This is a genomic window from Streptomyces sp. NPDC054770 (genome assembly GCF_053611985.1).
Genome location: NZ_JBSHBL010000019.1, coordinates 130,499 through 145,050, shown reverse-complemented (window position 1 = coordinate 145,050; position 14,552 = coordinate 130,499). Strand labels below are relative to the sequence as shown.

Sequence of the window (14,552 nt, the reverse complement as noted above, 5' to 3'; positions counted from 1 at the left end):
CCGGCCGGGTGCGTGACCCGGAGCGGAACGTGCCTCGTGCCACCGTCTACGGCACGCTCGTCTGCGCCGTCATCTACATCCTGGGCACCCTGGCCGTCTTCGGCACCGTCTCGCACGCCGAACTGGGTTCCTCCACTGCGCCGTTCACCGACGCCGCCAACAACATCTTCGGCGGCACCTGGGCCGGGAACGCCGTCGCCGTCGCCGCGATCGTCTCCGGCATCGGCGCGCTCAACGGCTGGACCATGCTGTGCGCGGAGATGCCGTACGCCGCCGCCCGCGACGGCCTCTTCCCCGACGCCTTCGCCAAGCTCCGCGGGCAGAACGGCGTGCCGGCCTTCGGCATCATCGCCTCCACCGTCCTGGCCTCGCTGATCACCGTGTTCAGCTACACCCGCTTCGAGGACGTCTTCACCAAGATCGTGCTGCTGAGTGTGCTCACCGCGGTGATCCCGTACCTGTTCTCCGCCGCCGCCCAGCTGTACTGGCTGCTGGTTCGCGGGCGCGAGAGCCTCAGCCCGCGTCGACTGGCCCGGGACGTGACCGTCGCCGCCGTCGCGATGGCCTTCTCCTACTGGTCGATCCAGGGCAGCGGCTACCAAACCGTCTACTATGGCCTGTTCGTGCTGCTGCTGGGCCTGCCGGTCTACGTCTGGCTGAAGCGGAGCCAGGGCACCTACGGCGAAGCGAACGCGGCGATCCCCGCCGCCCGCACTCCGCGCGAAGAGCGAGCCCCCGAGACAGCGGCACCGGCACCGGCCAAGCGGATCTCCCGCGGACTGGGCACCAACCGAGTCGGCGGCCCACGTAAGCGGAACGCCCACCGCCACCAGGACTGACCGCCGTCACCTGGACTGACAGCCCCCCGTCCAGGCCCGCCCCCCACCCCACGCCAGAGGAATCAAGGCCATGAACACGTTTCACGTCGACTCCGAGGTCGGCCGCCTTCGCCAGGTGATCCTGCACCGCCCCGGCCTCGAACTCGCCCGCCTCACCCCGCGCAACGTCGACGCCCTGCTCTTCGACGACATCCTGTGGGCCAAGCGGGCCCGCGAGGAACACGACGCCTTCGCCCAGGTGCTGCGCGACCACGGCGCCCGCGTCCACTACTTCGCCGATCTGCTCGCCCAGACCCTCAACACCCCCGAGGCCCGAGACTGGCTCCTGGACCGGGTCGTCACCCCGGCCGGCGTCGGCCCCGCCCTCGTCGACCCCGTGCGTGAACTCTGCGCTGAGCTCGACGGGGAGACGCTCGCCGGCTACCTGATCGGCGGCATCCTCAAGAGCGACCTGCCGCTCGCGCCCCCGCACAGCCTGGTCTGGAACGCGCTCGACGCGGACGACTTCGCGCTCGCGCCGCTGCCGAACCACCTCTTCCCGCGCGACAACTCCTGCTGGATCTACGACCGTCTCTCGGTCAACCCGATGGCCAAGCAGGCCCGGCGGCGCGAGAGCCTGCACGCCGAGGCCATCTACCGCTTCCATCCGCTGTTCGCCGGCACAGCGCTGCTGGACGGTGTGGCGGGCACTCTGGAGGGCGGTGACGTCCACGTCCTCGGCAACGGCGCTGTCATGGTCGGCATGGGGGAGCGCACCACCGCGCAGGCGGTGGAGAACCTGGCCGCCCGGCTGTTCGCCGACGGCACCGCGAACCGGCTTATCGCCGTCCAACTGCCCGCCACCCGCGCCTTCATGCACCTCGACACGGTGCTGACCATGGTCGACCGCGACGCCTTCACGATCTACCCGGGACTTGCCGACTCGCTGCGCTCCTGGACGCTGCTGCCCAGCGACACCCGCGAGACCGGCTTCGACGTCACCGCCGACTCCGACCTGGCGACCGCGCTCGCCGAGGCCCTCGACCTCGACAAGGTCCGCATGCTCTCCGCCCCGCAGGACATCCGGGGCGCCGAGCGCGAGCAGTGGGACGACGGAAGCAACTTCCTCGCCGTCGCGCCCGGCGTGGTCGTCGGCTACGAGCGCAACGTCACCACCAACACCTACCTGCGCAAGCAGGGCATCGAGATCGTCACCATCGCCGGTGCCGAACTCGGCCGCGGGCGCGGCGGACCGCGCTGCATGAGCTGCCCGATCCAGCGCGACCCGGCCAACTGACAGGACATCACCATGACCGTCGACCTGCGAGGCCGCTCCTACCTGAGCGAACTCGACTTCACCGCCGCCGAGATCCACCACCTCCTCACCCTCGCCGCCCACCTCAAGGCCGAGAAGCGCACCCGCACCGAGCGGCCGCGGCTCACCGGCCGGAACCTCGCGCTGATCTTCGAGAAGACCTCCACCCGCACCCGCTGCGCCTTCGAGGTCGCCGCCGCCGACCAGGGCGCCCGCACCACCTATCTCGGCCCCGGTGACACCCACATCGGCGGCAAGGAGTCCATCGCCGACACCGCCCGCGTGCTCGGCCGCATGTTCGACGCCATCGAGTACCGGGGCAGCGCCCAGTCGATCGTCACCGAACTCGCCGCCCGCTCCGGCGTCCCCGTCTACAACGGCCTCACCGACACCGCCCACCCCACCCAGAGCCTGTGCGACGTCCTGACCATGCACGAGCACAGCGCCAAGCCACTGCAGGACATCGCCTACTGCTACCTCGGCGACGCCCGCAACAACATGGGCAACTCGCTGCTGTCCATGGGCGCCCTGCTCGGCATGGACGTCCGCATCGCCGCCCCCCGCGCGCTGTGGCCGGACAGCGCCCTGGTCACCCGGTGCCGGGCGCTCGCCGAGCGCAGCGGCGCCCGCATCGCCCTCACCGAGGACGTCGAGACCGCCGTACGCGGTGCCGACTTCCTGCACACCGACGTCTGGGTGTCGATGGGCGAGCCCGCCGGCACCTGGCGGGAGCGCATCGAACTGCTCCTGCCCTACCAGGTCAACGACAAGACGCTGGCCGCCACCGGCAACCCGGACGTCAAGTTCATGCACTGCCTGCCGGCCCTGCACGACCGCAGCACCCACCTGGGCCGGGACCTCTACGACGCCCACGGCCTGGACGGCCTGGAGGTCACCGACGAGGTCTTCTCGTCCCCGGCGTCGATCGTCTTCGACCAGGCGGAGAACCGGCTGCACACCATCAAGGCCGTGCTCGTCGCCACCCTGGAGGACTGACCCATGCGTATCGTCGTCGCCCTCGGAGGCAACGCCCTGCTGCGCCGGGGCGACCGCCCCGACGCGGCCGTCCAGCAGGAGAACGTCGACCGGGTGGTCACCGCCCTGGCCGCCCTCGCCCACGACCACGAACTGGTCATCACCCACGGCAACGGTCCGCAGATCGGTCTGCTCGCCATGGAGAGCGCGACCGACCCGGCGCTGACCGTCCCCTACCCGCTCGACATGCTGGGCGCCGAGACCCAGGGCATGATCGGCGCCCTGCTGGCCCGAGCCCTGCACAACGCCCTGCCCGGCCGCCGCATCGCCACCCTGGTCACCCACACGCTGGTCCGGGCGGACGATCCGGCCTTCGCGCGGCCCACCAAGTTCGTCGGCCAGGTCTACGGCCAGGACGTCGCCAAGGCCCTCGCACGCCGCCGCGGCTGGCGCATGGGGCTGGACGGCAGGGGCTGGCGCCGCGTCGTGCCCTCCCCGGTCCCGCAGGGCATCGTCGAGACCGAGACCCTGCACGAACTCCTCAACGGCGGCACGCTGGTGATCTGCGCCGGCGGCGGAGGCATCCCCGTCACCGCCGACCGGGACTCCGGGGCCCTCACCGGCGTGGAGGCGGTCGTCGACAAGGACCTCACGGCCGCCCTGCTCGCCGAGGAGCTCAAGGCCGACTTCCTGCTCATCCTCACCGACGTGCCCTGCGTGTACTCGGGCTACGGCACCCCGGACCAGCGCCCGGTGCTCGACGCCACCCCGGACGAGCTGCGCGGCGCCGGCTTCCCCGAGGGCTCCATGGGGCCCAAGGCGGAGGCGGCCGCCCGCTTCGTGGAGCGGACCGGGGGACTGGCCGCCATCGGCGCCCTGGACGCGGCGTACGAGATCGTCCACGCCCGCTCGGGCACGCTCGTCCGCCCTGACCTCGACGGCGGGTGACCGGCCGAGCAGGGCCGTCTGGCCCCGGTCCGGGGGACCGGGCGGCACTCCCGGCGAGCGCGGTGAGCGAGAAGCATTCCAGGTGAGAGATCGGGAGAGGACTGACGATGACCGCAACCATGACAGCCGGCAAGCGCACGACAGACGCCTGGCGTGGCTTCGCAGGGACGCGCTGGCGCGAGCGGATCGATGTCCGCGACTTCATCCAGGCCACCTACACGCCGTACGAGGGCGGCCCGGAGTTCCTGAGCGGACCCACCGACCGGACCCGTGCGGTCTGGGCGAAGGTCAGCGCGCTGTTCCCGCAGGAGCGCCGCCGGGGCATCCTCGACGTGGACACCGCCACCCCGTCCACGATCACCTCGCACGCGCCCGGCTACGTCGACCGCGACCGGGAACTGATCGTCGGCCTTCAGACGGACGCCCCGCTCAAGCGCGCGATCATGCCGAACGGCGGGTTGCGGATGGTGGAGAACGGGCTGCGTGCGTACGGCTACGAGGCCGACCCGTTCGTGACCCGGGTCTTCGGCACCTACCGCAAGACCCACAACGACGGCGTCTTCGACGCGTACACGCCCGAGATGCGTGCCGCCCGCAAGGCCGGTGTCATCACCGGGCTGCCCGACGCCTACGGCCGTGGCCGGATCATCGGCGACTACCGGCGCGTGGCGCTCTATGGCACGGACCGGCTGGTCGAGGCCAAGAAGGTCGAGCGGGCCAAGCTCGACGCCTGCGGGTCCGGCACCGAGGTGATCCGTGACCGGGAGGAACTCGCGGAGCAGATCCGGGCGTTGGGCGAGCTGGCACGGATGGCGGCGACGTACGGCTGTGACGTCTCCCGGCCCGCCGCCACCGCCCACGAGGCCGTGCAGTGGCTCTACCTCGGCTACCTGGCCGCCGTGAAGGAGCAGAACGGCGCCGCGATGTCGCTCGGCCGCACCTCCACCTTCCTCGACGTCTACCTCCAGCGGGACCTGGCGGACGGCGTCCTCGACGAGACGCGCGCCCAGGAACTGATCGACGACTTCGTGATCAAGCTGCGGATCGTCCGGTTCCTGCGCACCCCCGAGTACGACGCCCTGTTCTCCGGCGACCCGACCTGGGTGACGGAGTCCATCGGCGGCATGGGGGCCGACGGCCGCACCCTGGTCACCCGCACCTCCTTCCGGTTCCTGCAGACCCTGTACAACCTCGGCCCTGCCCCCGAACCCAACCTGACCGTGCTGTGGTCGCCCCGACTGCCCGCCGGTTTCAAGGAGTTCTGCGCCCGGGTGTCGATCGACACCAGCGCCGTCCAGTACGAGTCCGACGAACTGCTGCGCCCGCGCACCGGCGACGACACCGCGATCGCCTGCTGCGTGTCGGCGATGCAGGTCGGCCGGCAGATGCAGTTCTTCGGCGCCCGGGTCAACCTCGCCAAGGCCCTGCTGTACGCGGTCAACGGCGGCCGCGACGAGATGACCGGCGAACAGATCGCGCCCTCGGCGCCCCCGCTGACGGGGGAGTACCTCGACTACGAGGAACTGTCGGCGGCCTACGACCACGTCCTGGACTGGCTGGCGCGGACGTACGTCAACGCGCTCAACGTCATCCACTACATGCACGACAAGTACGCCTACGAACGCGTCGAGATGGCCCTGCACGACTACCCCGTGCACCGCTTCATGGCGTGCGGCATCGCCGGCCTCTCGGTCGCCGCCGACAGCCTGTCCGCCGTCAAGCACGCCCGGGTGAAGGTGTTCCGGGACGCCACCGGACTCGCCGTCGACTTCCAGACCGAGGGCGACTTCCCGGCGTACGGCAACAACGACGACCGCGCCGACAGCATCGCCGTCGGCCTGGTGGAGTCCTTCATGGCGAAGGTGCGCCAGTACCCCACCTATCGCAACGCCGAACACACCCAGTCGGTCCTCACCATCACCTCGAACGTCGTCTACGGCAAGCACACCGGCAACACCCCCGACGGCCGCCAGGCCGGACAGCCCTTCGCCCCCGGCGCCAACCCGATGAACGGCCGCGACCGCCACGGCGTCGCCGCCTCGGCCCTCTCGGTGGCCAAGCTGCCGTACGAACAGGCCCGCGACGGCATCTCCCTGACCACGACCATCACGCCCGAGGGCCTGGGCCACAACCCGGCCGAACGCGCGGGCCACCTGGTGGGCATCCTCGACGCCTACACGGCGGCCGGCGGCTTCCACATGAACGTGAACGTCCTCGACCGGGCCACCCTGGAGGACGCGATGGAACATCCGGAGAAGTACCCGGACCTGACCATCCGGGTCTCCGGATACGCCGTCAACTTCGTCCGCCTGACGCGCGAGCAGCAGCTGGACGTGATCAGCCGCACCTTCCACGGATCACTGTGAGCACGATGACGGCGACCGGCCGGATCCACTCCTGGGACCTGTCCACCGGCGTGGACGGTCCCGGCACCCGGTTCGTCCTCTTCGTCTCCGGCTGCCCGCTGCGCTGCCTGTACTGCGCCAACCCGGACACCTGGCACATGCGCGACGGCAAGGAGACGACCGTCGACGAGGTGATGGCGGAGATCGAGAGGTACCGCGCCTTCATCACCACGGCCGGCGGCGGGGTCACCCTCACGGGCGGCGAACCGCTCCTCCAGCCCGCCTTCACCGGCGAGATCCTGCGCCGCTGCAAGGAGGCCGGCCTGCACACCGCCCTCGACACCTCCGGCTTCCTCGGCGCCCGCGCCACCGACGAACTCCTCTCCCACACCGACCTGGTCCTCCTGGACATCAAGTCCTTCGATGTCCCCACCTATCGCGCCCTCACCGGCGGTGAGCTCGCCCCCACCCTGAACTTCGCGACCCGTCTCGACCGCCTCGGCGTCCCGATGTGGATCCGGTATGTCCTGGTCCCCGGCTGGACCGACGACCTGCCACGCGTGGACGCCCTGGCCCGTTTCGTCGCGGGCCTAGGCACTGCCGAGCGGGTCGACGTACTGCCCTTCCACAAACTCGGCGCCGCCAAGTACGACGCCCTCGGGATCCCCTTCCCACTGCGCGACAACCCGGTCCCCGACTCCGACCTGACCGAGAAGGTCCGTGCCCGCTTCCGGGAGCACGGCGTGGCGGCCTACTGATCGCCGGTCCCAACAGGACTTGAGGGCAGGGCCGTTCAGCCCCATGGCGACAGACCTTCGGCATCGGGCGGTGTCCGGTGTCCGGCACGAGAGTAAGTGACGTCAGAAAACACCCCGACCGCCCCGAAGGGAATCACGACCATGGCCGTGCACGAGCACCCGCACCGGACTTCCGGCTTCCACCTGCCGTCGTTCCGCGGGAACCGGAACGCCTCCGCATCCGAGTCGGCCGTGTCGGCACCCACCGACACGCACACCGCGCGGGCCTTCGCCTTCGCCTCCCTGCGCCTGCTCACCGGGTTCGTCTTCCTGTGGGCGTTCCTCGACAAGACCTTCGGCTTCGGCTACGCCACACCGTCCGGCAAGGGCTGGATCGACGGCGGCTCGCCCACCAAGGGCTTCCTCGGCTCCGTCGCCGCGGGGCCCATGGAGTCCACCTTCCACTCGTGGGCCGGCGACACCTGGGCCGACTGGCTGTTCATGCTCGGCCTGCTCGGTATCGGCCTCGCTCTGGTCGCGGGGGTCGCGCTGCGGCTCGCCGCCGTCGCGGGCACCGTGATGATGGCGCTGATGTGGATCGCCGAGTGGCCGCCCGCCAAGCACCTCTCCGACGGCTCGCTGAGCATGTCCACCAACCCCTTCGTCGATTACCACGTCATCTACGCCCTGGCCCTGATCGTCCTGGCCGCCGCTGCTGCCGGCGACGCTCTGGGCCTCGGTCGGCTCTGGGCCAGGCTGCCGGTCGTCCGCGACCACGGCTGGCTGCGCTGACCGACCGGACGCGGTGGGCCGCTCCCGGCCCACCGCGTTGTGCCGCACAGGGGACGGCCGGACCCGATTGGGGACCAGTGGCCCCTGCCCGAAGAGACCCCCGAAGACGACGCTGGAATCGCGTCCCCCGCCCCAGGAGGCAGAGATCATGCCCGGAACCATCACGATCGGCTTGGACGGATCGCCGGAGAGCCGGGCCGCCGCGGAGTGGGCAGCCCGTGAGGCGAAGCTGCGCGGCCTGGCCCTGAAGATCGTCCATGTCTGGGAACCGGTCCCCGAGCCGATGGCGCAGGCGCCGCTGGTCGGGGCCGAGACCCAGCAGCACTGGACCGAACGAATACCGCGCGAAGCCGCCGACGGGCTCCGCCGGCGCCACCCCGGCGTCGAGGTGACCGTCGAGCAACTGTCGGGCACGCCGGGTGACGTGCTCGCCGAGGCGGCGAAGGACGCCGAACTGCTCGTTCTCGGCTCGCGCGGCCTGGGCGGCATCGGTGGCTTCCTGGTCGGCTCAGCCGGCCTGAGCGCCGTGGCCCACACCGGGCGACCCGTGGTCCTGGTCAGGGCCGGGGAGCAGGCCGTCGACGAGCACGAGACGGACCCGGCGGGAGTCCCCTCTGCCACGGCACCCTTCAGGCCCGTCGTCCTGGGCCTGGACACCGACCACCCTGACGAAACGCTGATCGAATTCGCATTCGAGGCCGCAAAGCTCCGCGCCACTTCCCTGCGCGTCGTGCACGGCTGGTTCCCGCCGCCGTACTACGCATACGGGATGCCCGTGAATCCGCCCCTGCACGAAGCGCTCTCCCTGAGCGAGCAGGACGCGCTCGCCGAGGTGCTGCGCCCCTGGCGGCGGAAGTACCCGGACGTCGAGGTCGGGGAGGAGTCCAGCTACGGCAGCGCCGCCGTGCTCCTCGTCGACGCGGCACAGACGGCGTCCCTCGTGGTCGTCGGCCGGCGCATCCGGCGCAATCCCCTCGGCACTCACATCGGCCACGTCACGCACGCCGTGCTGCACCACTCCACCGCCCCCGTCGCCGTCGTTCCCCACGACTGACCCACACCGAGACTCCGAGGAGGAACCACCATGAAGGCAGCGGTCGTACGAGCCTTCGGCGAGCCCCTGGTCATCGAGGAGCGCCCCGACCCCGAGCCCGGCCCCGGACAGATCCGGATCCGTGTCGAGGCCTCCGGGCTGTGCCACACCGACATCCACGCCGCGCACGGCGACTGGCCCGTCAAGCCGAATCCGCCGTTCGTCCCCGGACACGAGGGCGTCGGACTCGTCGAGAAGCTCGGCGAGGGCGTCACCCACCTGGCCGTCGGGCAGCGGGTCGCCGTGCCGTGGCTGGGCAAGGCCTGCGGGCGGTGCGAGCACTGTCTGTCCGGCTGGGAGACCCTGTGCGAGCAGCAGGTCAACACCGGCTACGGGTGCGACGGCGGGTACGCCGAGAAGATGCTCGCCTGGGCCGACTTCGCCCAGGCCGTGCCCGACGGCGTCAGCGCCGTCGACGCAGCCCCGCTGACCTGCGCCGGCGTGACGACGTACAAGGCGCTCAAGGTCGCCGAGGTCCGGCCCACCCAGCTCGTCGCGATCTCCGGGATCGGCGGGCTCGGCCACCTCGCCGTGCAGTACGCGAAGATCGCCGGCGCTACGGTGGCGGCCATCGACGTCACCGACGAGAAGCTCGAACTCGCCACCGCGCTCGGCGCCGACCTCGTCATCGACGCCCGCAAGGACGACGTCGGCGAGGTCCTCAAGCGGCACGGCGGCGCGCACGCTGCGATCGCGCTCGCCGTGAACGACGCCGCCTTCGAGGCCGTCAACTCAGGCCTGCGGCGTGGCGGCAAGCTGGTGATGGTGGCGCTCCCCGCGCACGGCACGGTCCGCGTCCCGATCTTCGACACCGTCCTGAACGGCACGAGCGTGATCGGTTCCATCGTCGGCACTCGCCAGGACCTCGCCGAGGTCTTCCAGCTGCACGCGGCCGGACAGACCCAGGTGATCTGCGAGACCCGACCCCTGACCTCCGTGAACGAGTCCATCGACGAGGTGCTGCGCGGCGAGGTCAAGGCCCGGATCGTCTTCGACATGAGCGCGGGGCGGTGACGACGATGGACCTCCCCCTCATCGTCGGCGTCGACGGCTCCGAGCCCAGCCTGCGGGCCGTCGACTGGGCGGCCGACGAGGCCGCCCTGCGCGGGGCACCGCTGCGGCTGGTGTACGCCTCTCTCTGGGAGCGGTACGAGGGTTCCTCACTGGCCAAGGACCTGGGCAAGCCGTCGGAGCAGGTCATGGCCGAGGACATCGTCCGGACCGCCGCACAACGGGCCCACCTGCGCCAGACCGATGTCAAGATCTCCACCGAGGTGCTGCCCGAGGAACCCGCGTACGCGCTGGTGCACGAGAGCCGCAGCGCCTCCGCGCTGGTGCTCGGCACCCGCGGGCGCAGTGGATTCGTCGACATGCTGCTCGGCTCGGTCAGCCTGGCCGTCGCCGCCCACGCGGCCTGCCCGGTGATTGTGCTGCGCGGCAGTCACGACAACCAGGTCCGCGCAGAAGACCACGGCCGCGTCGTCCTGGGCGTCGGCGAGCACGGGACGGATTCCGCCGCCCTGCGCTTCGCCGTCCAGGAGGCGAGGCTGCGTGGCGCGACCCTGGACGCCGTACGGGCCTGGCGGTGCCCCGCCTACGAGACCACCGACCACCCCCTGCTCGCCGGTGAACCTGCGCGGCTGCACGAACAGCATGCCGCCGAGGTCCTCGCGGACGCGTTGAAGGACGCACCTGCCGATGTGAAGGTGCGTTCGCGTACGGTCGAGGGTCCGGCCCGCCGACTGCTCCTGGCCGCCTCCCACGAGGCCGACCTGCTGGTGGTGGGCGCCCGGCGCAACCCGGAGCACCTCGGACTCCAACTCGGGCGCGTCGCACACGCGGTGCTGCACCACTCCGCCTGCCCGGTGGCCGTCGTACCCGAACAGGCGTGAGCGCGATGGCCGGTTGCTCAGCGACCGGCCGCCTTCTCGCCGACCGTGCCGCTTGGGCCACCCGCTGAACTCTTCGGCCGCCAAGGCCCCTTGGCGGCCTTCACAAAGACGACTTCCGGAGTGTCATCCATGTCCACGGTCGAACACCAGGACGCCACCGTACTTTCCGACGACGAACTGCGCGCCCTGGACGCCCACTGGCGTGCCGCCAACTACCTCGCGGCGGGCCAGATCTACCTGATGTCCAACCCGCTGCTCACAGAGCCGCTGCAGCCTGAGCACATCAAGCCGAGGCTGCTCGGCCACTGGGGCACCGCGCCCGGCCTGAACCTCGTGTACACCCACCTCAACCGGGTGATCAAGGCCCGCGGCCTGGACGCGCTGTGCGTGTGGGGGCCGGGCCACGGGGGTCCGTCCGTGCTGGCCAACTCGTGGCTGGAGGGCAGCTACAGCGAGACCTACCCGGACGTGTCGCGCGACGGGGAGGGGATGGGCCGGCTCTTCAGGCAGTTCTCCTTCCCCGGTGGTGTGCCGAGCCATGTGGCCCCGGAGACGCCCGGCTCGATCCACGAGGGCGGCGAGCTCGGCTACTCCCTCGCGCACGCCTACGGCGCCGCCTTCGACAACCCGGACCTGCTGGTCGCCTGCGTGATCGGCGACGGCGAGGCGGAGACCGGGCCGCTGGCCGCCTCCTGGCACTCCAACAAGTTCCTCGACCCGGTCAACGACGGCGCCGTGCTGCCGATCCTGCACCTCAACGGCTACAAGATCGCCAACCCGACCGTGCTGGCCCGCCTGCCCGAGGCCGAACTCGACTCACTGCTGCGCGGCTACGGCCACGACCCGATCCATGTCACGGGCGACGACCCGCACGAGGTCCACCGCGCCATGGCCGCCGCGCTGGACGACGCGCTGGACCGGATCGCCGTCATGCAGCGCACGGCACGCGAGGACGGGGTCGCCGAGCGCGTGCACTGGCCCGTCATCGTGCTGCGTACGCCGAAGGGCTGGACGGGTCCGGCCGAGGTGGACGGCGTCCCCGTCGAAGGCACCTGGCGGGCCCACCAGGTGCCGTTGGCCGGCGTCCGGGAGAACCCCGAGCACCTGCGGCAGCTGGAGGCCTGGCTGCGCTCCTACCGGCCCGAGGAACTCTTCGGCCCGGACGGACGCCCCGTTGCCGACGTCCTGGGCCTGATTCCCGAGGGCCCCCGCAGGCTCGGCGCCTCGCCGTACGCCAACGGCGGTCTGCTCGTCCGGGACCTGCCCATCGCCGACCTCGACGACTTCGCCGTCCCCGTCGACAAGCCGGGCAGCACCCTGCACGAGCCCACCCGGGTCCTCGGCGACCTCCTCGCCCAGGTCATGAAGGACACCGGCAAGCGAAGGGACTTCCGGCTGGTCGGGCCCGACGAGACCGCCTCCAACCGGCTCCAGGCCGTCTTCGACGTCAGCGGCAAGGCCTGGCAGGCTCAGTACCTCCCGGTGGACGAACACCTGGACCGGCACGGCCGGGTGATGGAGATCCTCTCCGAACACACTTGCCAGGGCTGGCTGGAAGGCTATCTCCTCACCGGCCGGCACGGGCTGTTCTCCTGCTACGAGGCGTTCGTGCACATCGTCGACTCGATGGTCAACCAGCACGTCAAATGGCTGAAGACATCGCGGGAGCTGCCGTGGCGCGCCCCGATCGCTTCGCTCAACTACCTGCTGACCTCACACGTGTGGCGGCAGGACCACAACGGCTTCTCGCACCAGGACCCCGGTTTCGTCGACCACGTCCTCAACAAGAGCCCGGAGGTCGTCCGCGTCTACCTGCCGCCGGACGCCAACACCCTGCTCTCGGTGGCGGACCACGCGCTGCGCAGCCGCGACTACGTCAATGTCATCGTGGCCGGCAAACAGCCCTGCTTCGACTGGCTGTCGATGGACCAGGCCCGCGTGCACTGCGCGCGCGGCGCCGGGATCTGGGAGTGGGCCGGCACCGAGAACGGCACCCGCGAGCCCGACGTCGTCCTCGCCTGCGCCGGTGACGTGCCCACCCAGGAGATCCTCGCCGCCGCCCAGTTGCTGCGCCGCCACCTCCCGGAACTCGCCGTCCGCGTGGTCAACGTGGTCGACATGACCCGGCTGCTGCCGCGCGAGGAACACCCGCACGGCATGACCGACTTCGAGTACGACGGCCTGTTCACCGCCGACAAACCGGTGATCTTCGCCTACCACGGCTACCCCTGGCTGATCCACCGCCTCGCCTACCGCCGCACCGGCCACCGGAACCTGCACGTGCGCGGCTACAAGGAGTCGGGGACCACCACCACGCCGTTCGACATGGTGGTCCGCAACGACCTGGACCGCTACCGGCTGGTCATGGACGTCATCGACCGCGTCCCCGGCCTCGCGGTGCGCGCCGCCGCCGTGCGTCAGCAGATGGCCGATGCCCGTACCCGCCACCAGGCCTGGATCCGCGAGCACGGCACCGACCTGCCCGAGGTCGCCGACTGGACCTGGAACGCCTGAGCACCACCAACCCTGTAAGGAGTTCACCGCCATGACCGTACGTGTCGGCATCAACGGCTTCGGCCGCATCGGCCGTACCTACCTGCGCGCAGCCCTGGACCGTGCCGAGGCGGGCACGCAGGACGTCGAGGTGGTCGCGATCAACGACGTCACCTCCCCCGCCACCCTCGCCCATCTGCTGGAGTACGACTCGACGTTCGGGCACATCGGACGCGACGTCCTGCACGACGACAGCTCCATCACGGTGGACGGCCGGCGCATCGCCGTCAGCGCGGAGCGGGACCCGGCCGCCCTGCACTGGTCGGACTACGGCGCCGGGATCGTCGTCGAGTCCACCGGCCGCTTCCGCGACCGGGACTCCGCAGCCCTGCACCTGAAGGCGGGCGCCCACACCGTGCTGCTGTCGGCGCCGGGGAAGGACGTCGACGCCACCATCGTGATGGGCGTCAACGACGCCTCCTACGACCGGCATCAGGACCGGATCGTCTCCGCCGCGTCCTGCACCACCAACTGTGTCGCCCCGATGGTGAAGGTCCTCGACGACGCCTTCGGTATCGAGCGCGGCGTGATGACCACGATCCACGGCTACACCAACGACCAGTCCCTGCTCGACGGCCCGCACAAGGACCTGCGGCGGGCTCGCTCGGCGGCCCTGAGTATCATCCCGACCAGCACGGGTGCCGCCCGCGCGGTGGGGCTGGTGGTGCCGGAGCTGGCCGGGGCGCTGGACGGGATCGCGGTTCGGGTACCGGTGGAGGACGGTTCGCTCACCGACCTGTCGGTGGTGCTCAGCCGGGAGGCGAGCGTGGACGAGATCAACGCCGTGTTCGAGGCGGCCGCCGAGGGACCGCTCAACGGCATCCTGCGGGTGTCGAAGGCCCCGATCGTCTCCCGTGACGTCATCGGTGACCCCTCCTCCTGCGTCTTCGACCCGGCCCTGACCCAGGCCAACGGCACCCTGGCCAAGATCTTCGGCTGGTACGACAACGAGTGGGGCTACACCAACCGGCTCCTGGACCTCACGGCCCTGGTGGCGGACGACTGACCCGCGCGGCCGGGCCCCGCGCAGCGGGGGAAGGGGCGGTCGGCTCAGGCGTGAGGGCCGACCGGCCCCGGTCCGCTC

The 14,552-nt window shown here is 71.0% G+C and carries 12 protein-coding genes; all 12 read left to right on the top strand.

Annotated features, from left to right (window positions below; translation table 11 throughout):
* Positions 1–839, top strand: an 839-nt coding sequence (locus tag ACWGKQ_RS19360; RefSeq protein ID WP_453293135.1) for an APC family permease, incomplete at its 5' end; no start/stop codon positions are given.
* A 70-nt stretch (positions 840–909) separates the two neighbouring features.
* A complete protein-coding gene (locus ACWGKQ_RS19355) occupies positions 910–2,115 on the top strand; it encodes an arginine deiminase (protein ID WP_453293134.1) in 1,206 nt (401 codons plus the stop codon).
* A 12-nt stretch (positions 2,116–2,127) separates the two neighbouring features.
* Complete coding sequence (gene argF / locus ACWGKQ_RS19350; RefSeq protein WP_453293133.1) at positions 2,128–3,129, top strand: ornithine carbamoyltransferase; 1,002 nt, start codon at positions 2,128–2,130, stop codon at positions 3,127–3,129.
* Positions 3,130–3,132: 3 nt separating this feature from the next.
* On the top strand, positions 3,133–4,056 hold the full coding sequence (locus ACWGKQ_RS19345; RefSeq protein WP_453293132.1) for a carbamate kinase: 924 nt from the start codon (positions 3,133–3,135) through the stop codon (positions 4,054–4,056).
* Between the two features lie 107 nt (positions 4,057–4,163).
* Entirely contained in the window at positions 4,164–6,422 is a 2,259-nt protein-coding gene (gene pflB / locus ACWGKQ_RS19340; RefSeq protein ID WP_453293131.1) for a formate C-acetyltransferase, read from the top strand.
* Positions 6,423–6,427: 5 nt separating this feature from the next.
* Positions 6,428–7,159, top strand: a complete 732-nt coding sequence (pflA, locus tag ACWGKQ_RS19335) for a pyruvate formate-lyase-activating protein (RefSeq protein ID WP_453293140.1) — start codon at positions 6,428–6,430, stop codon at positions 7,157–7,159.
* Between the two features lie 141 nt (positions 7,160–7,300).
* Positions 7,301–7,930: a DoxX family membrane protein gene (locus ACWGKQ_RS19330; RefSeq protein WP_316781549.1), complete on the top strand. Its 630-nt coding sequence runs from the start codon at positions 7,301–7,303 to the stop codon at positions 7,928–7,930.
* A gap of 148 nt (positions 7,931–8,078) precedes the next feature.
* On the top strand, positions 8,079–8,984 hold the full coding sequence (locus ACWGKQ_RS19325; protein WP_453293130.1) for a universal stress protein: 906 nt from the start codon (positions 8,079–8,081) through the stop codon (positions 8,982–8,984).
* 30 nt (positions 8,985–9,014) lie between these two features.
* Positions 9,015–10,037, top strand: a complete 1,023-nt coding sequence (gene adhP / locus ACWGKQ_RS19320; RefSeq protein ID WP_453293129.1) for an alcohol dehydrogenase AdhP — start codon at positions 9,015–9,017, stop codon at positions 10,035–10,037.
* A 5-nt stretch (positions 10,038–10,042) separates the two neighbouring features.
* Positions 10,043–10,915 (top strand): universal stress protein, encoded by an 873-nt coding sequence (locus ACWGKQ_RS19315; protein WP_453293128.1) that lies wholly within the window; start codon positions 10,043–10,045, stop codon positions 10,913–10,915.
* 129 nt (positions 10,916–11,044) lie between these two features.
* Complete coding sequence (locus ACWGKQ_RS19310; protein ID WP_453293127.1) at positions 11,045–13,429, top strand: phosphoketolase family protein; 2,385 nt, start codon at positions 11,045–11,047, stop codon at positions 13,427–13,429.
* A 31-nt stretch (positions 13,430–13,460) separates the two neighbouring features.
* Positions 13,461–14,474: a type I glyceraldehyde-3-phosphate dehydrogenase gene (gene gap / locus ACWGKQ_RS19305; protein ID WP_453293126.1), complete on the top strand. Its 1,014-nt coding sequence runs from the start codon at positions 13,461–13,463 to the stop codon at positions 14,472–14,474.
* Positions 14,475–14,552: the final 78 nt, after the last annotated feature.